The following is a 15,590-nucleotide window of genomic DNA, read 5'->3' as shown; positions in this document are numbered from 1 at the left end:
TCTTTGCTTATTGAAAGATGCCGTGGTGTTGGCGGCAACGCTAATCAGTCTAAGTGCGGCGTGATTAACGACTGCTTGAATGAAGCGATGGCTGCCAAGTCAGCGCGGCGGATGCTTTCTCTTTTGGCGCACGTAGCCAAAGGGCGATGCACAATGACACGCCAAGCAGTATGAGCATGACACTGAACGCCGCTTGGAAGCCGCCAAATAACGATGCGACTATCGAACCGAAAAAGCTCCCCAACCCAAAGCCTAAGTAAATCACCCCATAGTTTTGAGTCAGAGAATTTAGCCCAAAATAATCGCTGACCAAGGTTGGAAATACGGTAATCGCGCCGCCAAAGCTAAAGGCAACACAAGAAATCGCCATAAAAAAGCGCATTTCGTTGAGAGGGACAAACAGTAAGGTGCTCACGCCTAAGGTACAGATCAGTAACGCCATTCCAACCACTTTGCGGCGCTCCATTTTATCAGACAAAATGCCTAATACTAACCGTCCGGCAAGGTTCGCCATCGCGAGGATCGCCACTGAAGAAGCGGCCGCCGCGGTGGAGAGATGTACTTGCAGCTCGCCAACATCTTTGGCAACGCCAATCACGTATAATCCGCTCATACAAATGGTAAAAAACACTGTTGCCAATAACCAAAACTGAGGTGTTTTGGTACTTTGCTGTAGCGAGTAATCTTGGCTGCTACTGCTACTGCTGCTTGATGAGCTTGGCGCTTGCAATGGCGCGTCATACATCAGTAATCCACCCAATACCACCAAACTGCCCGCGATCAGAGCCCACATGGTGAAGGTCATGCTCACGCCACTGTGTTCAAGGAAATATAAATTGATGTACTTAAACCCTAAGCTGCCGAGGCCATAAGCGCCAATCGCACAAGCCGAAGCGAGGCCTTTACGTTCCGGAAAAAACCGCACGCAGTTGGATAAGGTCATTAAGTAACCAGTGCCATCGGCAAAGCCAAGGATTAACCCCGCACTGACATACAGCAACCACACTTGGGTCACTTGCCCTGCCCAAAGTAAACCTAAACTTAAGACTATCCCTGCTGCAATCGTCACCCGGCGTACGCCAAAACGCTTTTGCAGTAATCCGGACACGGAAGAGGCCAAGGCAAGCGCCAAGGTTAATAGCCCAAAAGAGAAGGCAATCTGGTTGACGGGAGCGGATAATTTTTCCGCCAGCGGGGCATTAAATAAGCTCCAGGTATACACAGAGCCAAGGGCAAATTGCGCAATAATGGTACCAATTAAGGTCCGTAATCGTGGGGATATCATGCCTAACATAAACGGTACTCCATAACAAAATGGGTAAGAACTACCGTTAAGATACGAGCCTAAATCCCCTAGCTGCAATAGGGTTAAAACAAGATAAAATGAGCTGCATTACTCGCGCATCAAATGCAATTATTTGGCATGAATTACAATTGCATTCGCTCGCGGAAGGCTTTTAAGTTACTCCGGCTGACCGGGATCTCGGTTTGCGTCCCTTGTAAGTGCAGAAGGTAAGTACTGTTAACCCAAGGGATGATCTCCTGCACGCGAGTGAGATTGACACAATAAGAGCGATGGCAGCGAAAAAAGTGCTGCGCCGGCAACTGGTCACAAAGCTCACTGATCGGATACGGCACATAAAACTCACCATCTTCACAGTACACCAGAGTAATTTTCTCTTTCGCCATGGCGTAAATGACCTGTTCAGGCTCGGTAATCCGAATCCGGTTCTCACGCATAAGATGCAGCGGCGCACTGCTTGGCGGCGGCTGATTGATCGACTGTGCCTGTTGTAATTTATCGAGTACGTTTTGCACCCGCTGCTCATTGAGCGGTTTTAACAAATAATCAAACGCGTCGAGCTCAAAGGCTTCTGCGGCGTGCTCTTTGTAAGCGGTGGTGAAAATAATATAAGGGGGGCGAATGGCCGCTGGCAGACTACGAGCTAATAACATGCCATCCATCGCGGGCATATTAATATCTAAAAACAGCACCCCTACCGGATGGTTTTGTAGATATTTCAGGGCTGATAAACCATCGTCAAAACTGGCGATAATATCGATATCACTATGTTTTTCAATTAAATAACGTAGCTCCTCTTGAGCCAAATATTCATCCTCAACCACTATTGCGCGTAACATGCTTTCCCCTTAGTGAGAATATCAAAGCGAATTTGTGTTCCAGGGTTTAACCGTTCAATGTGCAGCCCTTGACCGTACAATAAATGCAATCGCTGATGAACGTTCATCAAGCCAATGTGCTGACTGTCTATGTCACCTTGATAGAGCTTATCAATCAACTCTGGGGCAATGCCAACCCCTGTATCTGTGATAGTAATTTGCGCACCTTGCGCGGTTTTGCGTACTTTGATCGTGACTTGACAAGTATGAGCAGAGGGCTGAAAGCCATGTTGAATGGCGTTTTCCACCAAAGGTTGGATCAACAGTGGTGCAATCGAAATCGCCACCGGCTCAACATCAAAATGCACCTGCAGCTTACGCCCAAAGCGAGCTTGTTCAATCGCCACATAGTCGCGCACTTGTTTTAACGCATCATCCAGCGGAATCAGAATTTGCGTGCGCTGGAGATTATAGCGTAAGAAGTCGGCCAAATTACCAATTAAGCTGCGCGCCTCATCGGGGCGCAGACGAATCAAGCTGGATATCGCATTTAACGCATTAAACAGAAAATGGGGATTGATCTTGCTTTGTAGAGCAGAAAATTCGGCTTGGCTGGCCATTTCTTTCAATTGTTCCACCCGCGAGACTTCTAATTGCGTGGAGATCAACTGTGATAAACCAATCGCCATCTCTTTAAGTGGACGGCGAATACGGTTCGGTTGGCGATAAAAAATCTTTAAGGTGCCAGCGACTTGTTGATTCTCCCACAAAGGGATGATCAACAAGGAGCGAAAGTTATGCAGATTTAAGTTATTACTAATGATTTGTTGGCCGAGTTTGACCGCTTGTTGGGTCAGTTCACTGATTTGATGATGAGCATCAAAGTACTCTTCTTCACCTATCCCCACATAAGCCAGCACATCTTGCGTATCGGTGATCGCTACCGCATCGGCTTGTGTGTTTTGCAAAATCACTTGGCAGCCTTTCGTTAAAGCCGCTCGGCCACCTTGGCGAAAATAAGGCAAAGTTTGCGTGGCAATATGCAACGCTTGTTTGGCTTGCTGGGCAGCTAGGCGCTCTTTTTCATCATCAAGGTGTTGTACCAACTGAATAATTAAGCCGATGCATAGGGTGCCGGTAATCATCGGAAAACTGATGTGGCTGACAATGCTGTAGGCTAGCTGATTATCCTCAGCAAGCAGTAAAATGAGTCCCATGGTCAGCGCTTCGCACACCATACCGACCAAAATACCGTAGCGGGCATAGTGGGTTTTGTCGGCTCGATAATGGATCAACGCCGATAACAAACCCGCGACGATACTGGCAATCAAGCAGGCTTGCGAAGTGGGGCCATCAATATCAATTAAGTAGCGGTGCAGCCCAGAAACGACTCCTGCACTGACCCCAACCCAAGGGCCAAACAAAATACCACCCGCGACAATGGCAATGATCCGTACGTTGACCAAAGAGCCACCCACATTGACTCCAGTATAAGTGCTAAATAGGGCAAAACCGATAAACAGCGCTGCCAGCAAGGTGGTTTCAGCAGGGCGGCGTTCGGTCTTTTGTACTATGGTTTGAATCAGGTGCAAGCGTGTTAACCAAAACAGCACCATCAGCAGTAAGGCTGCGCGTTCAAACACCGCCAGTAACATCACAAATTGGTCGTTATACATCATGGCAAGAGCAAGAAATGAAAAAGGGAAGCCAGTGTAACGGACTTCCCTTTTTAATACCTATGATTCAGATCATACGCTGATAAAGCGCTTTTGGTCGCAGTAAGTCGTGCCGGAAAATGAATAGCGCTAGTAAATCGTTCAGGCGTAGCGACTGTCCCTTAGTTCAGGATCCGGTAAAGTTTTAAAGCGTTTATGTAACCACATCCATTGTTCTGGAGCACGTAAGATCACTTGCTCCACGTACTTATTCGTATAAGCGGCTGCGGCCGTTTCATCCTTTTGTGGATAGTCTACTTCAACAGACAGATCGGCCATCAGTTCATAACGACCTTGCATGTTACGAAAACCAGACCCCATGACAATCGCACTGTGGCTGGTGTAAGCTAAAATGCTGGTACCTGTCGTGGTACAGGCATCTTGCACCGCAAAGAACGGCACAAATACCGACTTTTTACGACCATAATCATGATCGGGTAGATAGAAGAGACGACCACCTTGACGTAAAACACGGATCATGGCTTTAAGATCTTTACGATCAATTAACTGGTTGCCATTACGTGTTCTACCTCGGTATTGAATAAAATCATAGGCTGGATTGTTATGTGGTCGATATGCGCCATAACCGGGTAAACCTAATACCGCGAAGCCTCGTGCGGTTATTTCTAAATTTAACGCATGCACGCAGCATAATAATACACCGCGGCTGTTTTGGTGATGTGTTCGCAGCGCGGAGAGATCTTTCTCGACCAATAAGGTTTTAAAACGCCACGTTGGCCAAAACCAAGTGATACCCGTTTCAATCAGTGCTGCGCCGGTATTTTTAAAGTTCTCAACGACAAACTGCTGGCGCTCGGTGGCGGTCATCTCTGGAAAAGCCAGCTCAAGATTACGCTCGGCAATCTTTACCCGTTTTTTGCCAAAGCGCATAGCAAACCGACCTAGGCCACGACCAATATTTAATAGCCATGAATAAGGAAGGAGATTAACCATCAGTGCGAGAAAACCAAAGCCCAGCCATACACCCCAATATTTAGGGTGCAGTAATGCCACTGAAAATTCTGGTTTGCCGTATTTTTTGGGATTTGTCATGGTGATTACTACTTAATCTGTGCACTCAGTAATGCCCAATACGCATCGAAATTAGCAGTGGGCAGGTATTTAAAATCAGAACGAACAAAACGGTTTAAACTGCCTTCGACTTGGCCGAGCAATTGCGCCGCTAAAATACTCTCATCGACCGGAAACGATTTACCTTCACGCAGTTTTCGCTCGCGTAAAATCTGCCGCAAAGACGTTTCGATTCGTTCATACAACTGATTAATTCGCTCCCGCAGCCGTTCATTTTCAAACATCAACGCATGGCCCGATAAAATTCGCGTCAGGCCGGGGTTGCGTTCAGAAAAAGCCAAAATCAGCTGCACAACGAGACGAATGCGATTTAACGTATCTTTTTCTTCATCCAAAATACGATTGATACGTGACATGAGTGATTCTTCAATAAATTCAATCAAGCCCTCAAACATTCGCGCTTTACTGGGAAAATGACGATATAAAGCCGCTTCTGATACACCGACTTGTTTGGCGAGTTTAGCCGTTGTGATGCGAGAAGCTCCTTCATGGGATTCCAGCATTTGTGCCAGTGCTTGGAGTATTTCTTCACGGCGATTGATTTTTTTGTTACCAGCCATAACCCGACTTCCTTTGATGACCATTAATAGCGACGCAATAAACAGCAAGATTTGCCGAGTTCACTGAGTGGATTCCTCGCTAACGAATGGCTATGCGATGATGCACTTGCTGGCAAACCGAGTACTCAGGTGTATCGACTATAGATGGCGATGAATGAACAACATTAACGCTTGGGCTAACTCACGTTTGCTGCTCAGTGGCAAAGCGTGTTGACCATTAGACCAATACACCATGAGTGCATTGTCATTGCTATCAAAACCTTGGCCAGAGATAGAAACATCATTGGCGCAAATCATATCCAGCTTTTTCTTGGTCAGTTTTCCGAGAGCGTACTTTTCCACATCCTGTGTTTCTGCGGCAAATCCTACCGTGAAAGGACGGCGTTCGATTAATGCCGCTACCGAAGCAACGATATCCGGGTTCTTGACCATGGTGATACACAACGTATCGCTCTGTTCGGTTTTTTTGATTTTTTGTTCAGCGACGACATCAGGTCGATAATCCGCGACCGCAGCGCATCCAATAAAGATATCATGCTGTTGAGCATGGGCCATCACCGCTGTGTGCATCTCTAGTGCACTCTGGACATTAATCCGTTTCACTTTGGCGGGCGTTGTTAAGGTGACCGGCCCACTGATTAACGTCACTTCAGCGCCTAGAGTAGCCGCAGCGTCGGCAATGGCAAAGCCCATTTTGCCTGAACTGTGATTAGTAATATAGCGAACGGGATCTAACGCTTCGCGAGTCGGTCCTGCTGTAAGCAACAGTTTTTTCCCAAGCAAAGGTTTAGGCGCAAAAAAAGCGTCGCAGCGCTCAACCAATTCAAGTGGTTCAAGCATACGTCCCGGCCCGACATCGCCACAGGCTTGTTCTCCGGCGGCAGGCCCCCATACCGAAACGCCGCGTCGTACAAGGGTCGCGATATTATCTTGTGTTGCTTGATTACGGTACATCTGCTGATTCATCGCGGGTGAAATCACCACAGGAGCATCCGTTGCGAGTACGACGGTGGTTAATAAATCATTGCCCATTCCCGCGGCTAAGCGAGCGATAAGATCCGCCGTTGCCGGTGCTAACAATACCAAATCTGCCCATTTAGCTAACTCGATATGCCCCATTGAGGCTTCGGCTGCAGGGTCAAGTAAGCTATCGGCAACAGGATGCCCCGAGACAGCTTGCATGGTTAAAGGGGTAATAAATTCTTTTGCCGCATGGGTCATCACCACGCGAACTTCCGCGCCTCGTTCACGCAATCGGCGCGTTAATTCTGCACATTTATAGGCCGCAATGCCGCCACTAATGCCAAGCAGAATATGTTTTCCTGCTAATGTTTGCATCTGGATTCCTCGAAAATTCTGCGAGTTATGTTAGCACAACTCCCGAAATATGTGGCTGCTGTGTTAGCTGCATTTTCTCTCTGCATTATATGGCTTATCAATAGTTATGAGGATTTTCTCACTTTACGCAGAGCAAAAAACCAACTGGTTGGCCTAAATATCGTCAAATTTCACGGGGACTCACAGATATATTGCGATTTTTTATGCATCATAAAAACAACAAAAAGTTAATTAGGATGACAGAATGATCTCGTTAAAGAGCAGAACCAAATTGCTATTACTGACGCTGATTCCATTGGTGCTGATCACCGGGTTAATGACCATGGTGAATTATTGGAGTAATGCGCGTGCACTCGAAGAAGAATTAACCCAATATCGCGAGCAATTGGTCGAGACTCGTAAAGCTGAGCTACAAGCGTATTTAATGATGGGCGTGACCGCGGTTCAATCATTATATGAGAGTGATCGTAATGGTGAGAATCAAGCCGCAGCCAAAACCTTACTCAAAGCGATGCGTTTTGAAAGTGACGGTTACTTTTTTGCCTATGATTCACAAGGTGTGAATACCTTGCATGCCATCAATCCTTCTCTGGAAGGAAAGAATCTCTATGGCTTGCAAGATGAAAATGGCGTGCCAGTGATTGCTGGACTTATCCGCGCGGCGAAATCCGGTGATGGCTTTTTGTACTTTTCTTGGCATAAACCGACGATTAACGCGCAAGCACCTAAATTGGGTTATGCCGAATATTTACCTAAATGGGATTGGGTATTGGGAACCGGAATTTATATTGATGATATCGATGCGCAAGTCGCCCAATTTCAAGTATTACGTCAAGACCAAGCGAAAGAGCAAATGTGGTCAACGATTGGTTTATCGTTGGTTGGGCTATTGATCACCAGTATGGTGGTCAGTGTGTTGGTGGCTAAAGGAGTTGCGCCATTACAGCACGTGGTTGCTTCACTGCAAGATGTGGCCGCAGGTGAAGGGGATTTAACCGCTCGACTGAAGGTAGAAAGCCAAGATGAAATCGGTGAGGTTGCCAAAGCGTTTAATGCCTTTATGGATAAACTTCATCCGATGATCAAACAGTTGCGAGAGTCGGCGCAAGAAGTGCAATTGGCTGCCGGAGAGTTAGATATACAAACCACGCAATCTAATCAGAAAATGAACAGCCACTGTCTTGAAACGGATAAAGTCGTGACAGCGGTAACCGAAATGAGCGCTACGGCACGGGAAGTGGCGAATAATACCAATGCGACTTCACAAGCGATTGAATCTGCTAATGGTCAAATCCGAGATGCCCAGCATGAAGTGAATAGTGCAATTGAAGGGATCAGCGAATTGGTGCGTGAGGTTAACCTCACCTCAGACGCGATTCAAGATCTGAGTCAGCGTACCGATAAAATCACTCAAGTGTTAAATGTGATTGGTGAAATCGCGGGGCAGACAAACCTACTAGCATTGAATGCGGCTATCGAAGCGGCGCGAGCTGGAGAACAAGGACGAGGTTTTGCTGTTGTCGCTGATGAGGTCCGTTCTTTGGCGAGTCGGACACAAAATAGTACGCAAGAGATCAGTGAGATGCTTCAGTCTCTTCACCAAGGGGTAAGCAAAGCGGTTGAAAGCATGAATACTAGCCAAAAGCGGGGCGAAAAAACCGCTGAAGAATCGATGCATATCAAACAAAGTTTGGCTGGGATTTCACAAGCCGTCGGTTTAATTCAAGATATGGGGATCCAAACCGCATCGGCGGCAGAGCAGCAAAGTGCGGTAGCCGAAGACATTAATCAGAACTTGGTCGCGATTCAGCACATCGTTAACCAGTTGAGTGATAACTTGCAGCACTCAGAATCGATCAGCTCACGCTTGGCGGCTTCTGGACAACAAATGGGGAATCTCGTCAGTCACTTTAAGCTTTAATCAACAAATGAGTTACCACCGAGATTGATCTTATTCCCATCTTCACTCAGGCCCATTTGGGCCTGAGTCATTCTTCGCTTATAAAAGAGAGCCCCGTGTGCTGATATTAACCCAGTTTGAAAAAACGGGTTGCTTTGTTGGTAAGGGGGCACCGCGTCGTTATTCTCTATTTAGTAGACTTGGAGCGTAGTCATGGGTCTCAAAGATCTCCCTGTAGAATCAATGCCACGAGAGAAGCTACTTGCCAGAGGGCCGCAAGCGTTATCCGATGCTGAACTGCTAGCGATTTTTTTACGCACCGGCACACCAGGGATGAATGTCTTAGAACTGGCGGATTGTTTATTGCGTCAATCTGGTTCATTGCGCGCTTTGTTTTCTGCCAGTAAAGAGCAGTTTTGTGCACATAAAGGACTGGGAGAAGCAAAATTTGTTCAATTACAAGCTGTCTTAGAAATGACTCAGCGTTACTTGGCTGAAACTTTAAAGCGTGGTGACGCGTTAACCAGCCCTCAACAAACCAAGTTATATTTAACCAGCGTGCTACGCGATCGTCATCGTGAAGCCTTTTATATTCTCTTTCTCGATAATCAACATCGTGTTATTCAAGGTGAAGTCTTGTTTGAAGGGACGATCGATGCGGCCAGTGTCTATCCTCGGGAAGTCGTTAAGCGAGCGTTACAACTCAATGCGGCGGCATTAATTTTGGCGCATAATCATCCTTCTGGCATTGCAGAACCCAGTCAGGCTGATCGCCGAATTACTCAGCGTTTAGTCGATGCTTTGCAGTTAGTCGACATTCGTGTCCTTGACCACTTTGTGATTGGTGATGGTGAAGTGGTTTCTTTTGCGGAACGAGGATGGATTTGACGGATATTTTATGTTGTGACTTAAGATTATTCTGGTATGATTCGCGCACTAAATTATCAACCTAAACTCAGCTCTGCTTAAAAAAGATCACCAAATCCGTAAAAAGGATCTGTTCGGGTCTTGAGCAATGCATGTCAAGTTAGTATAATACGCGACCTTTGATAGCCTTGTATGGATTTTCCATAACGGTTTTTAACCTCAAACTTCTTAATACATCGAGAACGAGGTTCGGCCACCAAGGTTGATATCGAGCTGAAACGATTTGGAGAAGACATTCATGTCCCGAGTATGCCAAGTAACTGGTAAGCGTCCAATAACGGGTAACAACCGTTCACACGCACGAAATGCTACTAAGCGTCGTTTTCTGCCGAACCTACAAACTCATCGTTTCTGGGTAGAGAGCGAAAAACGTTTTGTTAAACTACGTCTAACTGCTAAAGGCATGCGTATCATTGATAAGAAAGGCATCGATGCTGTTCTTGTTGATATCCGTGCACGTGGCGAAAACGTTTAAGAGGAATTGAGCAATGGCTAAAGGCATTCGTGAGAAAATTCGACTAATATCTTCTGCAGGTACTGGTCACTTCTACACAACTGACAAGAACAAACGCAACATGCCAGGCAAATTTGAGATCAAAAAGTTTGATCCAGTAGTTCGCCAGCACGTTGTTTACAAAGAAGGCAAAATCAAGTAATTGATTGCGCACTCTGTTGTACAAGTAGCGAAAACCCAGCCAATTTGGTTGGGTTTTTCTTTATGTGGAAAAATCGGCCCTAGAACCTAGAACCTAGAACCTAGAACCTAGAACCTAGAACCTAGCTAGCTACTTTGCTATTCTTAGCGAATCTTATCTATTAGCTAAGGACTGCTGCATGCGCATTGCTCCTCATCGTCGTCGGCGATGGAACAATATTCTGATCATCTTAGTATTGCTGTTTATTGGGGTGTTGAACTTACCGCCATTACTCAAATCTTATCTGACCTCAGATAAGAGCGCAGCGCATGCTTACCCTAGTTTACTTAATCCCAATGCACCATTACAGGCGGTGTATACACGATCGTTTGAGCTGACGTTAGAGCAAGATCAATGGCAGTTGACTCCGACTGGTGAGGTTTCTGCGCTGCAATTAGCCCAGCGCTGGCAAGCTTTAGTCGGTACCGAGGTTGATGAACAAACCGTACGTTCATTACAGCCAAGTTTGATCGGGCCGCAAACCATTGAAGTCTGGTATCGCGATCAGGAAGAGCCACAGCGGATCACTTATTATCAATCACCGCAGTTTTGGTTATTTAAAAACTGGCAAGATAAGTGGATTGCTATCTCAGTGGAAGCCGATTATCTTTTCCCTTCATCCAGTCGTTAAGATCTTAATTCGTCAACCATCTTGGAGCTATGATGCCTGAGTTACCCGAAGTCGAAGTCAGTCGCTTAGGTATTTCGCCGCATTTAATTGGTCAAACCATCGCCGCGATCACTTGGCGCTGTGAAAAACTACGCTGGCCGATCCCCCATGAATTAACTCGGCTGGAAGGCCAGCAGATAACGGCCATTTCACGACGCGCCAAATATCTATTCATCGAAACCGAAGCGGGCAATGCGATTATTCATCTCGGTATGTCGGGAGCCTTGAGGGTGTTAGATGCGAATTTTCCACCAGGGAAGCACGATCATGTTGATCTGGTACTTGTGAATGGCACGTTACTGCGTTATCACGATCCGCGCCGTTTTGGTGCTTGGTTGTATGTCGCGCCAGGAGAACATCACTCGGTACTCAGTCATATGGGGCCAGAGCCACTGACCGATGCGTTTAATGCCGAGACGATTGCTAAACGTGCGAACAATAAACGCTTAGCGATAAAAGCGTTTATTATGGATAATAAAAACGTGGTTGGGGTGGGCAATATCTACGCTAATGAATCGCTGTTTAAAGCCAAAATTCACCCTTTAAGACCGGCGCAAAGTTTATCGGACACCGAGTGGCAATGTTTGGTCAGTGAGATAAAAGCCGTACTGGCGACGGCCATTGCGCAAGGTGGCACTACGTTGAAAGATTTCTCGCAAGCCGATGGCAAGCCAGGCTATTTTGCCCAAGAGCTGCAAGTGTATGGCAAAGGCGGTAAACCTTGTCCTATTTGCGCGGAACCGATTCTTGAACAGAAAATTGCTCAGCGTAACAGCATGTTCTGTAACCACTGCCAAGATTGACTAATATTTTTATTATCTAATGATGGACATGAAAATCACTTGGCGTAACATTAGCCTCCTGTTTTCTTAAGCACCTTCTTAATATGTATTATCAGCGCCATTTTCGACATATATGCCAGTTATTCATTGGCTACTTTGTTTTTTCATTTTTACTGTTGTTTGCTTCTCGCTACGCTCTTTATTTGCATATTGAGCCTGGTTTGCCTGTTAATGATATAGTGAATGATATTCAACGTGCTTTTATGGTCGGCGCTCGATTTGATGCAAAAGTCACCGCTATTGCTTATGCCCCATTACTGTTAGTTGGCCTTGTATGCGCGGCATTTTCCCAAGCCTATTTACGCTGGTTAAGCTTATCGACTTACTACCATGCAGTAATTGTTTTATTGTATATCATTGGTGGAGTTGGTAATTATTACTACTACTTAACCTATGGTAGCCATATTGATTTATTTATTTTTGGCTTGATGGATGATGACTCAGTCGCGGTACTGACTAACTTATGGGTTGATTATCCGGTTATATACGGGGTGAGTTTAGCGTTAGTTATGGCTGGGATTGGTTACTACTTTGCCCGTTACCTGACACGTCTTAACTTATGGTCCTCGCAACAGCACTGGCATTGGAGTATTACTAGCTTATCCGTCGTCTTCATGATGGTCGGTGTGTTTTTACTGGCAAGGGGCTCGACGGGCAGTTTACCTCTGAAACGTTATCATGCTAGTGTCTCGGCTTATCAGCCATTAAATATGATCACCCCTAATGCCTTTATGGCGCTTGATTGGGCGCGCAGTGATTATACATCACGTGCTCACTTAGAACCGATATCTCAGCAAGTATTGCAGCAGCAAATGCAAAAGTTGTTGGGGCAGCCTGACGCGAATTATAAAACCCCTCACAATGATTATCTCGCTGATCATCCGCCTCATGTGGTTATCGCGATGATGGAAAGTATGGGGTTGAGCGTTTTAATTGAAGATGATCCAACCACAAACGATTTATTAGGTCGTTTTCGGGAGCATTATCGACACGATTTTCTGTTCGAGCGTTTTTTGGCGGGCACTTCCGCTACAATAGACAGTATCGTAATGATGCTAGTGCATAGCCCATTGGCGACGATCAGTCATTCTAATTGGCAAAAAATTCCCCTTCCAAGCTCGGCGGTATTGCCATATCAGCGGGCTGGCTATGATGTGGTTTTTGTCTATGGTGGTAACGGTATGTGGCGCAACTTAGCGAACTATTTACCCACTCAAGGTTTTGATCGCGTCTATGATGAAAATGACATTGTTGGTGCTTTCCCCCTTGCTGCCCAATACGCAGGGACTTGGGGTGTACCCGATGAGTTTACGTTTAAATTTACTCAGCAGTTATTAGATAAGGCTGAGCGGCCAACTCTTATTTACGTGATGACAGTCACCAATCACTCACCGTATCGGGTTCCAGCGTATTATCAACCTAAACCAACCGCCCTTACTCCTCGTTTGCAAGAGATGCTGGGCTATAAAGGTAATCGAGACGCTCAAGAGTTATTAAAAACGTTTCAGTATGCTAGTGATGCAGTCGGTAAATTTATTAGTCATATAAAACAATCCCCATTAAGTGAGCAGGTGATCTTGGCGGTTACTGGCGATCATCGCGTACGCTATACGGATATTGCTCGGCCTGGGGAAGCAGGGTTAACTCACGCGGTTCCCTTTTATCTTTATGTGCCACCATCGATTTTGGCGCACACCGAATTTAACTATCAGCCAGAGCGTATCGGTTCCCATCGAGATATTTTTCCAACCTTGTATCATTTTAGTTTGTCTGATCAAGCTTATGTTTCTTTAGGTGGAGAAAACTTACTTACTATAGGGGAGGTAAGTAATATCGGTTTCAATAGTGGTATGAGTATTAATGCCTATGGTGCTGTGAGTAACCATCCACCGTTTATCTTCCATCCTTGGCAAGGTGATGAGTCATTACTGACTGAACCGCAAGCCAGTGATGAGCAAACCTTTGATCGCCAATGGGGATTAGAATATCACCGATTACAAGAATACTTTTTGCGTTCTCAAGTATTACCGATGACACCATAATCGACGAAAGAACTCTGTGGGTTAATCTCGGCTTAACCCACAGAGTAATCTAAATGACTTTTTTGGCACTTAGTGCCTGTGCGACGACGGTAGGGACAAAGCCATCCACATTGCCGCCATGAATCGCAACTTCACGGACGATAGTCGATGAAATAAAAGCGTATTGTTCAGATGGCGTTAAAAAGACGCTCTCTAATCCCGGCATTAAACGACGATACATATTGGTCAGGCCAAATTCGTATTCAAAATCTACTGTGGTTCGTAGACCGCGGATCAAAACGTTAGCTTGCTCTGCGCGAGCAAAATCGACCATCAAGCCGCTAAAGCCTTTGCTGGTTACGTTCGGTAAGTGCTGAGTCACTGCTTGAGTAAAGGTTACTCTTTCATCAAGGGTGAACATGGTATTTTTACTTGGACTTGCCGCGACAGCAATGATCACCTCATCGAACATGCTGGCTGCACGCTCAACAATATCAAGGTGTCCATTGGTGATAGGATCGAAAGTGCCGGGATAAATAACCCGAGAAATACGTTTTTGGCTCACGGTCGTGTTCTCATCTGTGAAAGCGGAGTTATCTGCCTAATAATGAATGAAAAAAAGCCAGATGTTGTTTAGCGCTGGCTTGGCAAGAGAAATCATTAATCATGCGTTGTTGTGCGCGCATCCCCATTTGTAGACGTTGTTGTGGTGCTTGATAGAGAACGCGAACTTTATCTGCAATGGCGGTTGGTTTTTGTACTGGAACAATAAAACCACTTTCACCATCAACCAATAATTCTTTACCGCCGCCCGTTGTGGTTACAATGGAAGGAATACCCATCGCCATAGCTTCAATAATAGTTTTAGGTAGCCCTTCACCACTAATCGAAGGTTGAATTTGTACAGAGCTAGAAGCTAACAGCTCGGGAACATCGCTTCGGTAGCCGAGAAAATGAATACGTTCAGACATCCCACTTTGCTCAGCTAAGGCTAAATGTTGTTCAGTTTGCATATCACGTCCTACAAGCAGTATATGCAGATTCACTAAATCAGCCAGTTGTTTTGCACTTTCAAGCAAGATATGGACACCCTTACTCGGCCGAGCATTGGCAATACAAATGATGCAAAATGCATCGTTAGGTAATCCTAATTCTTTCAATGAAGCAGGCTGAGCTTGATACCAAGCAATATCATGCCCTTTGTAAATTGTGACCACGCAGTCTTGATGCTTCCACACTCGTTTTTTTACGTCATCAGTAACGGCTTGTGCCACACAGCTGATACCATCAACTCTGGGGTGTAAATGGGTTAAATAGGCACTGGGGTCATGACGATATAATCCACCGACCGTTCCTCGATACGTCACCAATTTGGTCTGTTTAAAGCCGATACAAGCAAAGGCAGCATTGGGAATGGTTTTTGAATTCATGGCATAGACAATATCATAGTGATGAGCGTGTAACTCTGTACGCAGCCTTTTGATGGTCTTCCAGCAGATTTTTTTACTGGGATAAGCATCAATCACCTTGATACCGCTGTCACGAAAACGGGCTACATACGGTGCATTGCCTTGAGTCATTATCGTAAGTTGATGGCCTAATTTAACCATTTCAATGAACATTTCAGCTTCTGGACGAACGCTATTCCATGCATCTTTGTAAGAGCTAAAAATTAAAATTCTCATGTATATCTTACCTTTATGGTGTCC

General features: G+C 45.7%; 15 protein-coding genes. 7 read left to right on the top strand and 8 right to left on the bottom strand.

Features of this window, described 5'->3' with window-relative positions; all coding sequences use genetic code 11:
* Positions 1-64: 64 nt before the first annotated feature.
* The 6 genes from CAG58_RS09355 to coaBC form a co-directional block, all read right to left on the bottom strand.
* A complete protein-coding gene (locus CAG58_RS09355) occupies positions 65-1,294 on the bottom strand; it encodes an OFA family MFS transporter (protein WP_161425501.1) in 1,230 nt (409 codons plus the stop codon).
* A 134-nt stretch (positions 1,295-1,428) separates the two neighbouring features.
* Positions 1,429-2,142 carry a LytR/AlgR family response regulator transcription factor gene (locus CAG58_RS09350; protein WP_161425500.1) on the bottom strand — a complete coding sequence of 238 codons (714 nt, stop codon included), beginning with the start codon at positions 2,140-2,142 and terminating at the stop codon, positions 1,429-1,431.
* Entirely contained in the window at positions 2,127-3,797 is a 1,671-nt protein-coding gene (locus tag CAG58_RS09345) for a LytS/YhcK type 5TM receptor domain-containing protein (protein ID WP_161425514.1), read from the bottom strand. Before CAG58_RS09345 ends, CAG58_RS09350 begins: the two co-directional genes overlap by 16 nt.
* Before the next feature lie 141 nt (positions 3,798-3,938).
* Positions 3,939-4,889, bottom strand: a complete 951-nt coding sequence (locus CAG58_RS09340) for a Kdo(2)-lipid IV(A) acyltransferase (RefSeq protein WP_161425499.1) — start codon at positions 4,887-4,889, stop codon at positions 3,939-3,941.
* 8 nt (positions 4,890-4,897) lie between these two features.
* A complete protein-coding gene (gene slmA / locus CAG58_RS09335) occupies positions 4,898-5,488 on the bottom strand; it encodes a nucleoid occlusion factor SlmA (RefSeq protein ID WP_004397480.1) in 591 nt (196 codons plus the stop codon).
* A gap of 138 nt (positions 5,489-5,626) precedes the next feature.
* Positions 5,627-6,826 carry a bifunctional phosphopantothenoylcysteine decarboxylase/phosphopantothenate--cysteine ligase CoaBC gene (gene coaBC, locus CAG58_RS09330; protein ID WP_161425498.1) on the bottom strand — a complete coding sequence of 400 codons (1,200 nt, stop codon included), beginning with the start codon at positions 6,824-6,826 and terminating at the stop codon, positions 5,627-5,629.
* Positions 6,827-7,070: 244 nt separating this feature from the next.
* On the opposite strand from coaBC, the gene CAG58_RS09325 reads away from it, so the two are divergent.
* From CAG58_RS09325 to CAG58_RS09295, 7 genes are all read left to right on the top strand, one after another.
* Positions 7,071-8,747: a methyl-accepting chemotaxis protein gene (locus CAG58_RS09325; protein ID WP_161425497.1), complete on the top strand. Its 1,677-nt coding sequence runs from the start codon at positions 7,071-7,073 to the stop codon at positions 8,745-8,747.
* 192 nt (positions 8,748-8,939) lie between these two features.
* Positions 8,940-9,614, top strand: a complete 675-nt coding sequence (gene radC, locus CAG58_RS09320; protein WP_161425496.1) for a RadC family protein — start codon at positions 8,940-8,942, stop codon at positions 9,612-9,614.
* 277 nt (positions 9,615-9,891) lie between these two features.
* Positions 9,892-10,128, top strand: a complete 237-nt coding sequence (gene rpmB, locus CAG58_RS09315; protein WP_004397476.1) for a 50S ribosomal protein L28 — start codon at positions 9,892-9,894, stop codon at positions 10,126-10,128.
* A gap of 13 nt (positions 10,129-10,141) precedes the next feature.
* Positions 10,142-10,309 (top strand): 50S ribosomal protein L33, encoded by a 168-nt coding sequence (rpmG, locus tag CAG58_RS09310; protein ID WP_004397475.1) that lies wholly within the window; start codon positions 10,142-10,144, stop codon positions 10,307-10,309.
* Positions 10,310-10,487: 178 nt separating this feature from the next.
* Complete coding sequence (locus tag CAG58_RS09305; protein ID WP_158137615.1) at positions 10,488-10,979, top strand: hypothetical protein; 492 nt, start codon at positions 10,488-10,490, stop codon at positions 10,977-10,979.
* Between the two features lie 32 nt (positions 10,980-11,011).
* Positions 11,012-11,821 (top strand): bifunctional DNA-formamidopyrimidine glycosylase/DNA-(apurinic or apyrimidinic site) lyase, encoded by an 810-nt coding sequence (gene mutM / locus CAG58_RS09300; RefSeq protein ID WP_161425495.1) that lies wholly within the window; start codon positions 11,012-11,014, stop codon positions 11,819-11,821.
* Positions 11,822-11,904: 83 nt separating this feature from the next.
* Positions 11,905-13,902, top strand: a complete 1,998-nt coding sequence (locus CAG58_RS09295; protein WP_161425644.1) for an LTA synthase family protein — start codon at positions 11,905-11,907, stop codon at positions 13,900-13,902.
* 49 nt (positions 13,903-13,951) lie between these two features.
* Here the strand turns inward: CAG58_RS09295 and coaD are convergent, their stop codons facing one another.
* Positions 13,952-14,446 (bottom strand): pantetheine-phosphate adenylyltransferase, encoded by a 495-nt coding sequence (gene coaD / locus CAG58_RS09290; protein ID WP_004397467.1) that lies wholly within the window; start codon positions 14,444-14,446, stop codon positions 13,952-13,954.
* Between the two features lie 28 nt (positions 14,447-14,474).
* A complete protein-coding gene (locus CAG58_RS09285; RefSeq protein ID WP_161425643.1) occupies positions 14,475-15,566 on the bottom strand; it encodes a glycosyltransferase family 4 protein in 1,092 nt (363 codons plus the stop codon).
* Between the last annotated feature and the right edge of the window lie 24 nt (positions 15,567-15,590).

The organism is Vibrio sp. V31_P5A7T61, assembly GCF_009904895.1.
Lineage (GTDB): Bacteria > Pseudomonadota > Gammaproteobacteria > Enterobacterales > Vibrionaceae > Vibrio > Vibrio metschnikovii.
This window is presented reverse-complemented; position numbering and strand designations above follow the sequence as displayed.